General features: G+C 61.2%; 14 protein-coding genes. 13 read left to right on the top strand and 1 reads right to left on the bottom strand.

What is annotated here, in order from left to right:
• Positions 1–20 precede the first annotated feature (20 nt).
• From ACIOUG_RS11435 to ACIOUG_RS11480, 10 genes are all read left to right on the top strand, one after another.
• Positions 21–836 carry an energy transducer TonB gene (locus tag ACIOUG_RS11435; RefSeq protein WP_401065407.1) on the top strand — a complete coding sequence of 272 codons (816 nt, stop codon included), beginning with the start codon at positions 21–23 and terminating at the stop codon, positions 834–836.
• A gap of 86 nt (positions 837–922) precedes the next feature.
• Positions 923–1,648 (top strand): MotA/TolQ/ExbB proton channel family protein, encoded by a 726-nt coding sequence (locus ACIOUG_RS11440; RefSeq protein WP_401065410.1) that lies wholly within the window; start codon positions 923–925, stop codon positions 1,646–1,648.
• A 1-nt stretch (position 1,649) separates the two neighbouring features.
• Positions 1,650–2,051 carry a biopolymer transporter ExbD gene (locus ACIOUG_RS11445; RefSeq protein WP_003220570.1) on the top strand — a complete coding sequence of 134 codons (402 nt, stop codon included), beginning with the start codon at positions 1,650–1,652 and terminating at the stop codon, positions 2,049–2,051.
• Between the two features lie 291 nt (positions 2,052–2,342).
• Positions 2,343–2,924, top strand: coding sequence for an alpha/beta hydrolase (locus tag ACIOUG_RS11450; RefSeq protein WP_401065412.1), 582 nt, complete (start codon positions 2,343–2,345; stop codon positions 2,922–2,924).
• A 56-nt stretch (positions 2,925–2,980) separates the two neighbouring features.
• Positions 2,981–3,901: a sigma 54-interacting transcriptional regulator gene (locus ACIOUG_RS11455; protein ID WP_401065414.1), complete on the top strand. Its 921-nt coding sequence runs from the start codon at positions 2,981–2,983 to the stop codon at positions 3,899–3,901.
• 255 nt (positions 3,902–4,156) lie between these two features.
• Positions 4,157–4,954, top strand: coding sequence for a MetQ/NlpA family ABC transporter substrate-binding protein (locus ACIOUG_RS11460; RefSeq protein WP_401065417.1), 798 nt, complete (start codon positions 4,157–4,159; stop codon positions 4,952–4,954).
• Between the two features lie 578 nt (positions 4,955–5,532).
• Complete coding sequence (locus tag ACIOUG_RS11465; protein ID WP_401065419.1) at positions 5,533–6,198, top strand: amino acid ABC transporter permease; 666 nt, start codon at positions 5,533–5,535, stop codon at positions 6,196–6,198.
• Positions 6,179–6,838 carry an amino acid ABC transporter permease gene (locus ACIOUG_RS11470; protein ID WP_401065420.1) on the top strand — a complete coding sequence of 220 codons (660 nt, stop codon included), beginning with the start codon at positions 6,179–6,181 and terminating at the stop codon, positions 6,836–6,838. Before ACIOUG_RS11465 ends, ACIOUG_RS11470 begins: the two co-directional genes overlap by 20 nt.
• Positions 6,835–7,617, top strand: a complete 783-nt coding sequence (locus tag ACIOUG_RS11475) for an amino acid ABC transporter ATP-binding protein (protein ID WP_401065422.1) — start codon at positions 6,835–6,837, stop codon at positions 7,615–7,617. Before ACIOUG_RS11470 ends, ACIOUG_RS11475 begins: the two co-directional genes overlap by 4 nt.
• Positions 7,614–8,495: a transporter substrate-binding domain-containing protein gene (locus ACIOUG_RS11480; RefSeq protein WP_401065424.1), complete on the top strand. Its 882-nt coding sequence runs from the start codon at positions 7,614–7,616 to the stop codon at positions 8,493–8,495. The genes ACIOUG_RS11475 and ACIOUG_RS11480 overlap by 4 nt, the downstream gene beginning before the upstream one ends.
• A 120-nt stretch (positions 8,496–8,615) precedes the next feature.
• On the opposite strand, the gene ACIOUG_RS11485 is transcribed toward ACIOUG_RS11480, so the two are convergent.
• Complete coding sequence (locus tag ACIOUG_RS11485) at positions 8,616–9,776, bottom strand: AAA family ATPase (RefSeq protein WP_401065425.1); 1,161 nt, start codon at positions 9,774–9,776, stop codon at positions 8,616–8,618.
• Between the two features lie 260 nt (positions 9,777–10,036).
• On the opposite strand from ACIOUG_RS11485, the gene ACIOUG_RS11490 reads away from it, so the two are divergent.
• The 3 genes from ACIOUG_RS11490 to ACIOUG_RS11500 are packed head-to-tail and all read left to right on the top strand — an operon-like array spanning position 10,037 to position 15,251.
• Entirely contained in the window at positions 10,037–11,140 is a 1,104-nt protein-coding gene (locus ACIOUG_RS11490) for an efflux RND transporter periplasmic adaptor subunit (protein ID WP_401065427.1), read from the top strand.
• Positions 11,137–12,201, top strand: a complete 1,065-nt coding sequence (locus tag ACIOUG_RS11495; protein WP_401065428.1) for an efflux RND transporter periplasmic adaptor subunit — start codon at positions 11,137–11,139, stop codon at positions 12,199–12,201. The genes ACIOUG_RS11490 and ACIOUG_RS11495 overlap by 4 nt, the downstream gene beginning before the upstream one ends.
• On the top strand, positions 12,198–15,251 hold the full coding sequence (locus ACIOUG_RS11500) for an efflux RND transporter permease subunit (protein ID WP_401065431.1): 3,054 nt from the start codon (positions 12,198–12,200) through the stop codon (positions 15,249–15,251). The genes ACIOUG_RS11495 and ACIOUG_RS11500 overlap by 4 nt, the downstream gene beginning before the upstream one ends.
• Positions 15,252–15,294 lie beyond the last annotated feature (43 nt).

Consider the following 15,294-nt stretch of genomic DNA (forward strand, 5'->3'; position numbering starts at 1 on the left):
AGACCGCAGGGAGTGAATCAATGGGCAATGTCCAGACCGCCGCCAGTGCACAGGAGGTGCTGTGGCGCCAGGCACCGAGTGGCGAATTGGTCGATCTCGGCCGGCCCCATCGTGTGCCGCTGGGGCAACTGCGTTTGCAGCGTGCGCCCAAGGGCATTCTGAGCCGCCGTGAAACCATTCTGCTCGGCGTGCTGGCGCTGCTGGTGCACGGTGCGGTGATCTACTGGATCAACCAGCATCCGACGCCGGCATTGCCGATCGTGCCGCCGGAAATTCCACCGATGACCATCGAGTTTTCGCGGCCGGCGCCACCCGCGCCGCCGGTGGTCGAACCGCCGCCACCGGCACCGGTCGTGGAGCCACCGCCGCCGGTTGAAGACGAGCTGGCGGTAAAGCCGCCGCCACCTAAACCGATTCCCAAGCCCAAGCCGAAACCCGTGGCCAAGCCGGTGCCGAAACCGGCACCCAAAACAGTCGAGCAGCCTCCGGCACCGCCACAACCGGCCGCTCCGGTTGCCGCCCCGGCACCGCCCGCGCCACCGGCTCCCGCACCGGTGACGCCGGCCTCGGCCAACGCCGCGTACCTGAAGAACCCGGCGCCGGAATATCCATCGCTGGCCCAGCGTCGCGGCTGGGAAGGCACGGTGATGCTGAGGGTGCATGTATTGGCCAACGGCAAGCCCGGTGAGATCCAGATTCAGAAAAGCAGCGGTCGGCAGCAACTCGACGATGCAGCGCTAAGCGCGGTCAAGCAGTGGAGCTTTGTGCCGGCCAAGCAGGGTGATGTCGCCCAGGACGGCTGGGTCAGCGTGCCCATCGATTTCAAGATTCATTAATTGGTAATCAGCTGACTTTATTCTCGCGGTGTGTCTGGAACCGCCATCGCGAGCAAGCTCGGCTCCCACACACGAGGGAATACATCATGACGTTACTGGCCTCTCCACTGGAATCCATCGAAAGCGCGGTGATCTGGCTGCTGGTGGTTTTTTCCGTTGCCACCTGGGGACTGGCGCTGCTCAAGGCTGTGCAGTTCGGTCGTCTGAAGGCGCAGGATCGCAAGTTTCATAAACGCTTCTGGGCGGCGTCGAGTCTCGACTCCGCCGCCGAGTTGAGTGAAACCCAACCCGGCGCTGCGGCACGAGTAGCACAGGCTGGTTACGCGGCGATCCAGGTCGGCGAAGCGCCACAGGCGAATGACCTGAGCCAGGCGATCAACCATCAGGATCGCCTCGAACGGGCCTTGCGTCAGCAGATCGTGCGCGAACGGCGTTCGCTGGAAACCGGTCTGGCCGTGGTCGCGAGTATTGGCAGTACCTCGCCGTTCATTGGTCTGTTCGGCACGGTGTGGGGAATCATGGAAGCGCTTAAAGGCATCAGCGCGGCAGGCTCGGCGAGCCTGGAAACGGTCGCCGGTCCGATCGGTGCGGCACTGGTTGCCACCGGGGTGGGGATCGCGGTCGCGGTGCCGGCGGTGCTGGTTTACAACTACTTTTTGCGGCGTCTGAAACTGACCGCGGCGGATCTGGATGACTTCGCCCACGACTTCTACAGCCTGGCGCAGAAGAGTGCCTTCCGCGTGCTGATCCACCCGACTGCAAACAAGGTAGCGGCACCGGGTAGCGCGGCAAAAGTGAAGGAGGCGTCCTGATATGGCCTTCTCCACGCAAGACAGCGACGAGGTGCTGAGCGAGATCAACGTGACGCCGCTGGTGGACGTGATGCTGGTGCTGCTGGTGGTGTTTATCGTCACCGCGCCGCTGCTGACCAACGCGATCCCGATCAACCTGCCGAAGACCGAGGCGGTAGCACCGGTCGAGCAGAAAGATCCGCTGGTGGTGAGCATCGACGGCGCCGGCAAACTGTTTATCAACAAGGATGAAATCCAGCCGGACCTGCTGGAATTCAACCTCAAGTCGGCCAAGGCCAAGGACCCGGAAGTGCGCGTGCAATTGCAGGCCGACGACGGGGTGAACTACGGCGAAGTGGCGCGGGCCATGGCCTCGATCGAGCGGGCGGGGATTACCAAGTTGTCGGTGATCACCGCGCGGTAACAGGATTTATGTTTTTCCGGGGCCGTCTCCTTGGCAGGGTGCGGCCCCTTTTTTATCCCGGTTTTAACCCACACGCGATCCCTGTAGGAGCTGCCGAAGGCTGCGATCTTTTGATTTTGATTTTGATTTTGCTTTTAAGAACAAGATCAAAAGATCGCAGCCTTCGGCAGCTCCTACACAAGGCAACTGATATTTCTTTTGGGTCTTAATAAATAGCTTCTTATTCCTTAACGAATATAAATCCCGTCCCTATACTCGATCAGGAACAGACACGACGCAGGAGAGCTCCCCATGCGCAACGAATCAATCCGCTACCTGATTGTGCCGGGCTGGCAAGGATCGCCAGAAGATCATTGGCAAACCCACTGGCAGCACAGCCTGCCCAACAGCGCACGGGTGGAGCAGGCCGACTGGCTGACACCGCGCCGGGAAGACTGGGTGGCAGCGCTCGCCGAGGCGATTGCCGCCGACAGCACGCCGGTGATCCTGATCGCTCACAGCCTCGGTTGCATCACAGTTGCGCACTGGGCCGCGACCGCGCCGCTGCAATATCTGCGTCAGGTACGCGGTGCACTGCTGGTCGCACCTGCCGATGTCGAGCGTCCGGCCTGCGCGCCTGCGTTGCGCAATTTCGCGCCGATCCCGACAGATCTGCTGCCGTTCCCAAGCCAAGTGGTCGGTTCCGACAACGACGCCGCCGTCAGTGCGCCGCGCGCGCTGGAGCTGGCGCGCAACTGGGGCGCCGAAGCGGGGATTCTTGCCGGGGCCGGGCACATCAACGTCAAGTCCGGGCATCAGCGCTGGGAGCAGGGTTTCGCTTATCTGTATCGCCTGCAGAACCGCCTGGAACATCACGCCCGGCGTCGCGCTTGAACCTTTTTCTTTTCTGAACGCCCCCGTCTGCCGGCGGTTCTGGGCGGGAGTCTGCCATGAGTTTCGAAACATTCGGTCAGCCGTTGCTGACCTTTCCCGATGCGGAAAAAAGTCCCCTGAGCATTCGCGCCAAGGCGCTGGTGTTCGTCGATCCCCGTTCCCGCCAGTTGCGCGAGGAACTGGAACACCTGGCACCGCGTGCCATCTCGGTATTGATTCGTGGCGAGACCGGCACCGGTAAAGAATTGCTCGCCCGCCACATCCATCGTGCCAGTGATCGCAGCGGTCTGTTCGTCTCAGTCAATTGCGGCGCGATCAGCCCGACCTACGCCGATGCCGAGCTGTTCGGCTATGCCGCCGGCAGTTACACCGGTTCGGCGAGCAGTCGCGCCGGCTGGTTCGGTTCGGCCAACGGCGGCACGTTGTATCTGGACGAGATCGGCGATCTGCCGTTGCCGATCCAGATCAAACTGCTCGCCGCCCTGGAAAACCACGAAGTCACCCGCGTCGGCGCGCATCAGCCAAGCCCGGTGGATGTGCGGCTGGTGGCGGCGACCAGCATCGACCTAGCGCAAGCGGTAGACGCGGGGAAATTTCATGAACGGCTCTACCACTACCTCAGCGAAGGGCAGCTGGAATTGCCGGCCCTGCGCGAGCGGATTGGCGACATCCTGTCGCTGGCGGAATATTTTCTCGGCATCTACAGCCAGCGCCTGGATCTGCCGGTGCCATTGATCAGCGAAGCGGCGCAGCACCTGTTGGAGCGCCACAGTTGGCCGGGCAACACCCGTGAGCTGGAAAACGTCATTCACTTTGCGCTGCTGGTCAGCACTGGCGACGAAATTCTGCCGGAGCACCTGAACCTGCCACAGACGCTGGTGCAGATCGAAAGTCAGATCAAACAAATCCTGGAAAATGGCACCGCTTCCGATCAGCAGGCGCTGAAGCAGTTACTGAAAAACGCCGGCCTCGTGTAGGAGCTGCCGCAGGCTGCGATCTTTTGCTCTCCAGCGGTTTCAACCTATTGAAAAGCAAAAGATCGCAGCCTGCGGCAGCTCCTACACGTCTGTTTCGCGTGTATGAACGAAATGGAATATCAAAGTGAATAATCGTTATTGTCCGGGAATAAAAAATCCCGGTATTGTCCGCTTCACGCCAGAGATAGCACTTCACTGGCACTCGTATTAATAGCCGTCGCCATTCGCGACCGTGATTCTCGATAAGGACACTGCATGAAAAAGGTTCTGTTGTTTACCGCATTGGCGGCTGCTCTGACTGCTTCCCTGGCCCAGGCCGGCGAGAAACTGGTGGTGGCGGCGACTCCGGTGCCGCACGCGGAAATTCTCGAGCTGATCAAACCGACCCTGGCCAAAGAAGGCGTGGATCTGGAAATCAAAGTCTTCACCGACTACGTGCAGCCGAACGTGCAGGTTGGCGAGAAGCGTCTGGATGCCAACTACTTCCAGACCGAACCGTACCTGAACAGCTTCAACCAGGGTAAATACAAGGACGACAAGACCAAGTACCTGGTGACCGTGAAGGGCGTGCACATTGAACCGTTCGGTGGCTACTCGAGCAAGTACAAGAAACTGGCTGATCTGCCGGACGGCGCGACCATCGCTATCCCGAACGAAGGCAGCAACAGCGGCCGCGCGCTGATCCTGCTGCAGAAGGCTGGCCTGATCGAACTGAAAGATCCGAAAAACGCCCTGGCAACGCCGAAAGACATCGCCAAGAACCCGCACAACTTCAAGTTCAAGGAACTGGAATCGGCCCTGCTGCCACGCGTCCTGAAGGAAGTTGATCTGGACATGATCAACACCAACTACGCGCTGGAAGCCAAGCTGAACCCGACCAAGGATGCGCTGGTGATCGAAGGCTCTGATTCGCCGTACGTGAACTTCCTGGTGGCCCGTGAGGACAACAAGGACAGCGACGCCATCAAGAAACTGGCCGCTGCCCTGACCAGCCCGGAAGTCAAAGAGTTCATCGAGAAGAAGTACAACGGCGCGGTACTGCCAGCGTTCTGATCCGACGCTTGAACCACCCCTTCAAGGTATGAAAACGCCGATGGCCAGTGATGGTCATCGGCGTTTTTGTGTGTGCGATTTGTGGGGGGCGCCACAAAATCTAGAGCCAGAAGCAAAAGATCGCAGCCTTCGGCAGCTCCTACAGAGGAATGCGATCTCCTGTAGGAGTTGCCGAAGGCTGCGATCTTTTGATTTTTTCGCTGACTCAGGCCACTTGAGCCTTCAACGCCCGGCGCAACGCCACGAGCAATTTCACGATGTCCTGCGGGTCCAGTCGCTGCGGCACTTTTACGTCCATGTTGTCTTCCTTGTAATGGTTTGGCCGGGGGAGTCTGGCCAAAAGCTGTTCGTCCTTGGAGGGCTTTCATGCAAAAAAGATCCTTCCTACAGCGCAAGGGAAAATAGCCTTCTTATTCCTTCCCGGCAAACCCACAGGATAGTTTTTTGGGTGATATCAATATGCTTTAACGGTATTTAAATTCTGGTTTTTATACCTATAAAGTCAGTGCCTGCCGGACAGCCACCCGCTGTCCATGGACTGCATCACCGCCACTTACCGAGTGGCGTCAGGACGTTTCATGACCTTCGATTACGCATTCATTCTCAGCACCCTGCCGGCCTTTCTCAAAGCCGTGGGCGTGACGCTGCAGGTCGGCTTCATCGCCATCGGCACGTCGCTGCTGGTGGCGCTGCTCAACGCGACGATTCTGGTGTTTCGCACGCCTTACTTGCAGCGCGCCGTCGGCCTGTATGTCGAGCTGGCGCGCAACACGCCGCTGCTGATCCAGTTGTTCTTCATCTACTTCGCCCTGCCGGCGCTGGGGATCAAGGTTTCCGGGTTCACCGCTGCAATCATCACCATGACCTTCCTCGGCGGTGCTTACCTCACTGAGGTGCTGCGTGCCGGTGTCGACGCGGTGCCGCAGGCGCAACTGGAATCGGGGCGTTCCATCGGCCTGTCCCACGGCCAGTTGCTGCGCTACGTGATCCTGCCGCAAGCGGGCATTCTCAGCCTGCCGTCGCTGTTCGCCAATTTCATTTTCCTGCTCAAGGAAACCACCTTGGTTTCGGCGGTGGCCGTGCCGGAAATCCTCTACACCACCAAGAGCTACATCGCGCTCTACTACAAAACCTACGAAATGCTCGCCGTGCTGACGCTGATCTGCGTGCTGTTGTTCTTGCCGCTGTCGCTGCTGCTCAGCCGTCTGGAAAGGAGGCTCCAGCATGGCCAGTTCGGGTCTTGAACTGCTCTGGGTGTCGTTGCCGCAACTGGCAAAAGGCGCCGGTCAAACTCTGTCGATCTCGTTCCTGAGCATCGCCATCAGCACCGTCGGCGGCGTGCTCTATGGCGTGTTGCGCACGCTCAATGTGACGTGGCTGAACCTGATCCTGCGGGTTTATCTGGAACTGTTCCGGGCGATCCCGGTGCTGGTCTGGTTGTACCTGCTGTTTTTCGGCCTGCCGATTTTCTTCGGCCTGAGCCTGCCGAGCTTCTGGTGTGCGGTGCTGGTGCTGTCGCTGTGGGGCGCCAGCGAGGTTGGCGAAGTGGCACGCGGTGCGTTGCATTCGTTGCCGCGCGGGCAGCGTGAGGCGGGGCTGTCGATTGGTTTCAACACGGCGCAACTGTATGGCTACGTGCTGCTGCCGCAGGCGCTGAAACGCATGACGCCGCCGGCCATCAACGTCTACACGCGGATCATCAAGACCAGCTCGCTGGCGGTGCTGATTGGCGTGGTCGATGTGATCAAGGTCGGCCAGCAGATCATCGAACGCACCTACGAATCGGTGCTGATCTACGGCGCGCTGTTCCTGTTTTTCTTTTTCATCTGCTACCCGCTGTCGGCCGCCTCGCGCGTGCTTGAGCGGCGCTGGACGCAAGCATGAGCGCATTGATCGAGTTTCACGGCTTCAACAAATTCTATGGCGAGCAGCAGGTGCTCAACGGCATTGATCTGCAAGTGCAGAGCGGCGAAGTGATCGTCATCCTCGGCCCCAGCGGTTGCGGCAAAAGCACCTTGCTGCGTTGCCTCAATGGTCTGGAGGAGGCCCACAGCGGCAGCCTGAAATTTGTCGGCCGCGAGCTGCTGGACAAGGCTACCGACTGGCGCGAGATCCGCCAGCAGATCGGCATGGTGTTCCAGAGTTATCACCTGTTTCCGCACATGAGCGTGCTCGACAATTTGCTGCTCGGCCCGCTCAAGGTGCAAAAGCGCCAGCGCCGTGAAGCGCAGCAGCAGGCCGAAGCCCTGCTCGAGCGCGTGGGCCTGGCGGACAAGCGCGACGCTTTCCCGCGCCAGCTCTCCGGCGGCCAGCAGCAACGCATCGCCATCGTCCGCTCGTTGTGCATGAACCCACGGGTCATGCTTTTCGATGAAGTCACCGCCGCCCTCGACCCGGAGATGGTCAAGGAAGTGCTGCAAGTGATTCAGGGCCTGGCCCGCGAGGGCATGACCCTGCTGATCGTCACTCATGAAATGGCCTTCGCCCGCGCGGTGGCCGACCGCATCGTGTTCATGGATGCCGGGCGCATCCTTGAACAGAACCTGCCCGAGATTTTCTTTACGAACCCGCAAACCGCACGCGCGCAGCAGTTTCTGGAGAAGTTCTCCTTCGTTGCAACACTGCCTGAAACGAATCCGACAAAGGAACTGGAACCGCTATGAAAACTGCCAAGTCATCCCTGTTTTTCCTGCCGCTGCTGGGGCTCGCGCTGCTCGCCGGCTGCAACAAATCCGAAGAACCGGCCAAGCCGAAAGTTGCCAGCGAAAGCGCCGCGCCGGCCGGCTACCTGGACAAGATCAAGGCCCGCGACAAACTGATCGTCGGCGTATTCACCGACAAGCCGCCGTTCGGTTTCGTCGATGAGGCCGGGCGCTACGTCGGCTTCGACACCGACATCGGCCGGCGCTTCGCCAAGGATCTGCTTGGTGACGAGAACAAGGTCGAGTTCGTGGCCGTGGAGCCGGCAAGCCGTATTCCGTTCCTGCAAAGCGACAAGGTCGACCTGATCCTCGCCAACATGACCGTGACTCCAGAGCGCAAGGAAGCGGTGGAATTCACCAACCCGAACCTCAAGGTCGCGGTGCAGGCACTGGTGCCGCAGGGCAGTTCGGTGAAAAACCTCGATGATCTCGCGAGCCGCACCACCATCGTCACCACCGGTACCACGGCCGACATCTGGCTGACCAAGAATCATCCGGACTGGAAGCTGCTGAAATTCGAGAAAAACTCCGAGTCGCTGCAAGCCCTGGCCAACGGTCGCGGCGATGCCTACGCGCAGGACAATCTGGTGCTGTTCAGCTGGGCCAAGCAGAACCCGGGCTACCGTTTGCTGGACGAAAAACTCGGCGCCGAAGCACCGATTGCCCCAGCGGTGAAGAAGGGCAATATCGAGCTGCGTGACTGGGTGAATACCGAGCTGGCCAAGTTGGGTGAAGAGAAATACCTGCTCAAGCTGTATGACCAATACGTGCGTAAAGAGCTGAGCGATGACACCAAGCCTGAGAGTGTGATTGTCGAGGGTGGCAAGTGGCAGGGTTGATTTATTAAGGTGCAAAAAGATCGCAGCCTGCGGCAGCTCCTACAAGGGCAGCGACTTTCGCCATATCACGGCGCGACGCGAAACCTGTAGGAGCTGCCGCAGGCTGCGATCTTTTCGCTTTCAATCCGGCCAGTTCCACGCCGGCTCATCCAGCACCCGCTGGCCGACAATTCCGGTCTGCCCCAGCGTCTTCTCCAGCACGATGCAGTTGCATTCGGGGTCTTCCTGCAACGCCGAAATCAACCGTCGCGCATGGGACACCACCCACACCTGACACTCCTGCGAGGCGCGGATGATCAAGCGTGCCAGCGCCGGCAACAGATCCGGATGCAGACTGGTTTCCGGTTCGTTGAGCACCATCAATGACGGCGGGCGTGGTGTCAGCAGCGCGGCGATCAGCAACAGATAACGCAACGTGCCGTCCGACAGCTCCGCCGCCGACAGCGGTCGCAGCAATCCTTCCTGATAAAACTCGATGGCAAAGCGTCCGCCGGCCAGCGGTGCGATGTTCAGCCGTGCGCCGGGAAAGGCATCGCTGATCGCCGCCTGCAACGCCTCGGGGTCGCCGATTTCGCGAATGGTCTGCAACGCTGCGGCCAGATCCCGGCCGTCGTGATGCAGCACTGGCGTGCGCGTACCCAGTTGCGGCTGGCGCACCGGAGCATCGGCATCGCTGCGAAAGTGATCGTAGAAGCGCCAGCGGCGGATGAACTCGCGCATCTGGAACACCTCCGGTGAACTGCGCAGGCTGCCGACCTGATCGAACAGACTGTCGAAGTTCGGCGTGTGCTGTGCCAGCACGTCCCAGCTGCGTCCTTCGCGGGCGCGAATCATCGGGCCGTGACGATCCACCAGCAGGCTCGCCGGACGATAAAGCGGCCCGGCCCAGATGCATTCTTTCTTGATCTCCGGATCGAGGGAAAAGAACGACAGGCTCGGCTCCGGCAAGCCGAGGGCAATGGCGTAGCTGAAGTCTTCCCCGGCAAACCCCAGACGCAGGCGTTTGACGCCCTGGCGCACGGTCGGCTCGATGGCGACCTCGCCATTGCGCATGCGTCGGCTGATGGTTTCCGGCCCGGCCCAGAACGTCGAATCCAGCCCGCCCTCGCGGGCCAGCGCATTGACCACGCCACCCTGCGCGGTCTCCGCCAGCAGGCGCAGGGCCCGATAGAGATTGGATTTGCCACTGCCGTTGGGGCCGGTGATCAGATTCAAGCGGCCCAGCGGAATCACCAATTTATTGATCGAGCGGTAATTGGCCACCGCGAGGGTCTTGAGCATGGGCGTTTCCTTCTGCCGGAACCGATAGTGTGCCGTGCCTGTACCCCTGTGGCGAGGGAGCTTGCTCCCGCTGGGCTGCGAAGCGGCCCCAACCTCCGATTCGAGAGGTTTGCGCCTGCTTCGCAGTCGAGCGGGAGCAAGCTCCCTCGCCACAGAAATCAATGTGGAAAATGCGTTATTCCCGCGAGCGAAGGTTGAACCCTGTTCTAAGCTCACAGTCGTATCGTCACTTGCACGTTCGTACACAGGAAGGAGTCTGCATGGCGAGTCCCGGATTGAAAACAGTCTTCGTCTTGAGCCTGCTCACGATGCTCACCGCTTGCGGCAAGAAAGAAGCCCCTCAGGAGTACCTGCCACGGGTCTTTGTGCAAGAGGTCAAACCGGCTGACTACGCCGCTGCCGTGACCCTCACCGGTGACGTGCAGGCGCGGGTGCAGACTGAACTGTCGTTCCGGGTCGGCGGCAAGATCATCCAGCGCATGGTCGATGTCGGCGACCGGGTCAGCGCCAGGCAGGTGCTGGCCAAACTCGATCCCAAGGATTTGCAGACCAACGTCGACTCCGCCCAGGCGCAGGTGCTTGCCGAGCAGGCGCGGGTCAAACAGAGCGCCGCAGCGTTCGTGCGCCAGCAAAAACTGTTGCCCAAGGGCTACACCAGCCAGAGCGAGTACGATTCCGCCCAAGCCGCGTTGCGCAGCAGCCAGAGCGCCCTGAGCGCGGCGCAGGCGCAACTGGCCAATGCCAAAGATCAGTTGAGCTACACCTCGCTGATCGCCGATGCACCCGGGATCATCACCGAGCGCCAGGCTGAAGTCGGCCAAGTGGTCCAGGCGACCGCGCCGATGTTCAAACTGGCCCGCGATGGCGACCGCGACGCGGTGTTCAATGTCTACGAATCGCTGCTGTCGGAACGTCCTGCCGATCGCTCGATCGTGGTCAGTCTGCTCGACAACCCCAACATCAAGACCACCGGCACCGTGCGCGAGATCACCCCGGCGGTGTCGGCACAGTCCGGCACGGTGCAGGTCAAGGTCACCCTCGACAGTCTGCCGCAAGGCATGCAACTGGGCTCGGTGGTCAGTGCCAGCGCCAAAGGCTCCGGCAAGTCGGCGGTGCAGTTGCCGTGGTCGGCGTTGACCAAAAACATCAGCGACCCCGCCGTGTGGATCGTCGATGACCAGGGCGAAGCGCAACTGCACAACGTCACGGTCGGCCGCTACCTGACCGGCAGCGTCATCATCAGCGACGGGCTCGCCGGCGGTGAGAAGGTGATCGTGGCCGGTGGGCAACTGCTGCACCCGGGGATGAAAGTCGAGGTGGCCGAAAACACCTACAAGGATCTGCAACCGGGAGCGCAGCCATGAAGCATTTAGGGCTGTTGTCCATTGGCGTGCTGCTGGCTGCCTGCTCGAAAAGCGAACCGCCGCCGGAGCCGGTGCGGCCGGTGCTGTCGATCAAGGTGCAGGCGCTGAACGAGGAAACCCTCGGGCGTTTTGCCGGGAGCATTCAGGCGCGTTACGAGAGCAACACCGGGTTTCGCGTCGGCGGCCGTATCGCCAGTCGCAACGTCGATGTCGGCGCTGAAGTGGACAAGGGCACGCTGCTCGCCACCCTCGACCCGACCGACCAGCAGAACCAGTTACGTTCGGCCCAGGGCGATCTGGCCAAGGTCCAGGCGCAATTGATCAACGCCCAGGCCAACGCCCGGCGGCAGCAGGCGCTGTTTGATCGCGGAGTGGGCGCCCAGGCACAACTGGACATCGCCACCACCGACCTGAAAACCACCCAGGCTTCGCTCGATCAGGCGCGGGCGGCGGTCAATCAGAGCAAGGATCAACTCGGCTACACCGAACTGCGCGCCGACCACAAAGCCGTGGTCACCGCGTGGAATGCCGAGGCCGGTCAAGTGGTGACTGCCGGCCAGCAAGTGGTGACCCTGGCGCAACCGGACATCAAGGAAGCGGTAATCGACCTGCCGGACACGCTGGTCGATCAGATCCCCGCTGACGTGGTGTTTCTGGTGGCCGGACAGCTCGACCCGAGCATCAACACCACGGCGATCATTCGCGAAATCGAACCCCAGGCGCAGAGTGCCACGCGTACCCGTCGCGCCCGCCTGACCCTGAGCGAAACGCCGCCCGGGTTTCGTCTCGGCACGGCGATCAGCGTGACCCTCAGCTCGGCGATCAAACCGCGCATCGAATTGCCCGCCACGGCGTTGCAGGAAGTCGACGGCAAGACCCGCATCTGGGTCGTCGACACCCAGAGCAAAACCGTCTCCCCGCGCGACGTCAGCGTCACCAGCCGCACCGACAGCACGGTGGTGCTGGCCGGCGGGGTCAAGAGTGGTGAGCAGGTGGTCAGCGCAGGCGTCAACAGCCTCAAACCCGGACAAGCCGTGAAACTCGACGAGGACAGTCAATGAAAGGCTCTTTCAATCTCTCCGAATGGGCCCTCAAGCATCAGTCGTTCGTCTGGTACTTGATGTTCGTCGCGCTGCTGATGGGGGTGTTTTCCTACTTCAATCTGGGGCGCGAAGAAGACCCCTCGTTCACCATCAAGACTATGGTCATCCAGACCAAATGGCCGGGCGCGACCCAGGAAGAAACCCTCAAGCAGGTCACCGACCGCATCGAGAAAAAGCTCGAGGAGCTCGACTCCCTCGACTACGTGAAAAGCTACACGCGCCCCGGTGAATCGACGGTCTACGTGTACCTGCGCGACACCACCAGTGCCAAGGACATCCCGGAAATCTGGTATCAGGTGCGCAAGAAGATCGACGACATTCGCGGGCAGTTTCCCCAAGGGATTCAGGGCCCCGGATTCAACGATGAGTTCGGTGACGTCTACGGCTCGGTCTACGCGTTTACCGCCGACGGCCTAACCATGCGCCAGTTGCGCGACTACGTGGAACAGGCGCGCGCCGAGATCCGCAACGTACCGGGGCTGGGCAAGATCGAGATGGTCGGCCAGCAGGACGAAGTGATCTACCTGAATTTCTCCACGCGCAAACTCGCGGCGCTGGGCATCGATCAGCGCCAGGTGGTGCAGAGCCTGCAATCGCAGAACGCGGTGACCCCGGCGGGTGTGATCGAGGCCGGGCCGGAGCGGATTTCCGTGCGCACTTCGGGGCAGTTCGCTTCGGAGAAGGATCTGGCCGAGGTCAATCTCAAGCTTAATGACCGCTTCTATCGTCTGGCCGACGTCGCCGACATCAGCCGTGGTTACGTCGACCCGGCCACCCCGGAATTCCGTTTCGACGGCAAACCGGCCATCGGCCTGGCGATTGCCATGCAGAAGGGCGGCAACGTGCAAGAGTTCGGTAAAGCCCTGCACGCGCGCATCGACCAACTGACGGCCGACCTGCCGGTGGGCGTCGGCGTGCACACCGTGTCCGATCAGGCGGTGGTGGTGGAAGAGGCCGTCGGCGGCTTCACCAGCGCATTGTTCGAAGCAGTGATCATCGTACTGGTGGTCAGCTTCATCAGCCTCGGTGTGCGCGCCGGACTGGTGGTGGCGTGCTCGATTCCGCTGGTGCTGGCGATGGTCTTCGTGTTCATGGAATACAGCGGCATCACCATGCAGCGGATCTCCCTCGGCGCCCTGATCATTGCCCTCGGCCTGCTGGTGGACGACGCGATGATCACCGTGGAAATGATGGTCACGCGCCTGGAAATGGGCGAGACCAAAGAGCAGGCGGCCACGTTCGCCTACACCTCGACGGCGTTCCCGATGCTCACCGGTACGCTGGTGACGGTCGCCGGTTTCGTGCCGATCGGCCTCAACGCCAGCTCCGCCGGTGAGTACACTTTCACCCTGTTTGCGGTCATTGCGGTGGCGATGCTGGTGTCGTGGATCGTCGCGGTGTTGTTCGCACCGGTGATCGGTGTGCACATCCTCAGCACCAACGTGAAACCCCACGAAGGCGAGCCGGGGCGCATTGGCCGGGCGTTCAACCACGGTTTGTTGTGGTCGATGCGCAACCGTTGGTGGGCGATCGGGATCACCGTGTTGTGCTTCGTGCTGGCGGTGTTCTGCATGCGCTTTGTGCAGAACCAGTTCTTCCCGTCCTCCGATCGCCCGGAAATCCTCGTCGATCTGAACCTGCCGCAAAACGCCTCGATCGACGAAACCCGCAAGGCCGTGGACAAGCTCGAAGCCACGCTCAAGGGTGACCCGGACATCGTGCGCTGGAGTACTTACATCGGTCAGGGCGCGATCCGTTTCTACCTGCCGCTCGACCAGCAATTGCAGAACCCGTACTACGCGCAACTGGTGATCGTCAGCAAAAACTTCGAGGCCCGCGAAGCCCTCAGCCAACGCCTGCGTGAACGCTTGCACAAGGACTTCGTCGGCATCGGCAGTTACGTGCAGGCGCTGGAAATGGGCCCGCCGGTGGGGCGCCCGATTCAGTACCGGGTCAGCGGCAAAGACGTCGATCAGGTGCGCAAGCATGCCATCGACCTGGCGACTGAACTGGACAAGAACGAACACATCGGCGAGATCATTTACGACTGGAACGAGCCGGGCAAAGTCCTGCGCATCGACATCGCCCAGGACAAGGCGCGTCAGCTCGGGCTGTCGTCGGAGGACGTGGCGAAGCTGATGAACAGCATCGTCAGCGGCTCGCCACTGACCCAGGTTGATGACGATATCTACCTGATCAACGTCGTTGGCCGGGCGGTGGATTCCGAGCGCGGCACCCCGGAAACCCTGCAGAACCTGCAGATCGTCACGCCCAACGGCACCTCGATTCCGCTGCTGGCCTTCGCCACCGTGCGGTATGAGCTGGAGCAACCGCTGGTGTGGCGGCGCGACCGTCTGCCGACCATTACCATCAAGGCCTCGGTGCGCGACGAGATCCAGCCCACCGACCTGGTGAAGCTGCTCAAACCGTCGATCGACGCTTTTGCCGACAAACTGCCGGTCGGCTATAAAGTCGCCACCGGCGGTACGGTCGAGGAAAGCGGCAAGGCCCAGGGGCCGATTGCCAAGGTGTTGCCGTTGATGCTGTTTTTAATGGCGACCTTCCTGATGATCCAGTTGCACAGCGTGCAGAAGATGTTCCTCGTGGCGAGTGTCGCGCCGCTGGGGCTGATCGGCGTGGTGCTGGCGCTGGTGCCGACCGGCACGCCGATGGGCTTCGTGGCTATCCTCGGGATTCTGGCACTGATCGGCATCATCATCCGTAACTCGGTGATTCTGGTGACGCAGATCGATGAGTACGAGAAGAAGGGCTATGCGCCGTGGGATGCGGTGGTGGAAGCGACCGAGCACCGCCGCCGGCCGATCCTGCTGACCGCAGCGGCGGCGAGCATGGGCATGATCCCGATTGCCCGGGAAGTGTTCTGGGGGCCGATGGCTTACGCGATGATTGGCGGGATCGTGGTCGCGACGTTGCTGACGCTGCTGTTTTTGCCGGCGCTGTATGTGGCCTGGTACCGGATTCGCGAGCCGCAGAAAGAGGCCGCTTAAAAGCGAGTGCTGCGCACTCATCGCGAGCAGGCTCACTCCTACA

It is taken from the genome of Pseudomonas sp. NPDC087803 (genome assembly GCF_044742995.1).
In the GTDB taxonomy this organism is placed as follows: Bacteria; Pseudomonadota; Gammaproteobacteria; order Pseudomonadales; family Pseudomonadaceae; genus Aquipseudomonas.

Excerpts from the sequence above, each read along its gene's own strand:
- ACIOUG_RS11435 (WP_401065407.1), top strand. The coding sequence starts at position 21 with ATGGGCAATGTCCAGACCGCCGCCAGTGCACAGGAGGTGCTGTGGCGC.
- ACIOUG_RS11440 (WP_401065410.1), top strand. The coding sequence starts at position 923 with ATGACGTTACTGGCCTCTCCACTGGAATCCATCGAAAGCGCGGTGATC.
- ACIOUG_RS11445 (WP_003220570.1), top strand. The coding sequence starts at position 1,650 with ATGGCCTTCTCCACGCAAGACAGCGACGAGGTGCTGAGCGAGATCAAC.
- ACIOUG_RS11450 (WP_401065412.1), top strand. The coding sequence starts at position 2,343 with ATGCGCAACGAATCAATCCGCTACCTGATTGTGCCGGGCTGGCAAGGA.
- ACIOUG_RS11455 (WP_401065414.1), top strand. The coding sequence starts at position 2,981 with ATGAGTTTCGAAACATTCGGTCAGCCGTTGCTGACCTTTCCCGATGCG.
- ACIOUG_RS11460 (WP_401065417.1), top strand. The coding sequence starts at position 4,157 with ATGAAAAAGGTTCTGTTGTTTACCGCATTGGCGGCTGCTCTGACTGCT.
- ACIOUG_RS11465 (WP_401065419.1), top strand. The coding sequence starts at position 5,533 with ATGACCTTCGATTACGCATTCATTCTCAGCACCCTGCCGGCCTTTCTC.
- ACIOUG_RS11470 (WP_401065420.1), top strand. The coding sequence starts at position 6,179 with ATGGCCAGTTCGGGTCTTGAACTGCTCTGGGTGTCGTTGCCGCAACTG.
- ACIOUG_RS11475 (WP_401065422.1), top strand. The coding sequence starts at position 6,835 with ATGAGCGCATTGATCGAGTTTCACGGCTTCAACAAATTCTATGGCGAG.
- ACIOUG_RS11480 (WP_401065424.1), top strand. The coding sequence starts at position 7,614 with ATGAAAACTGCCAAGTCATCCCTGTTTTTCCTGCCGCTGCTGGGGCTC.
- ACIOUG_RS11485 (WP_401065425.1), bottom strand. The coding sequence starts at position 9,776 with ATGCTCAAGACCCTCGCGGTGGCCAATTACCGCTCGATCAATAAATTG.
- ACIOUG_RS11490 (WP_401065427.1), top strand. The coding sequence starts at position 10,037 with ATGGCGAGTCCCGGATTGAAAACAGTCTTCGTCTTGAGCCTGCTCACG.
- ACIOUG_RS11495 (WP_401065428.1), top strand. The coding sequence starts at position 11,137 with ATGAAGCATTTAGGGCTGTTGTCCATTGGCGTGCTGCTGGCTGCCTGC.
- ACIOUG_RS11500 (WP_401065431.1), top strand. The coding sequence starts at position 12,198 with ATGAAAGGCTCTTTCAATCTCTCCGAATGGGCCCTCAAGCATCAGTCG.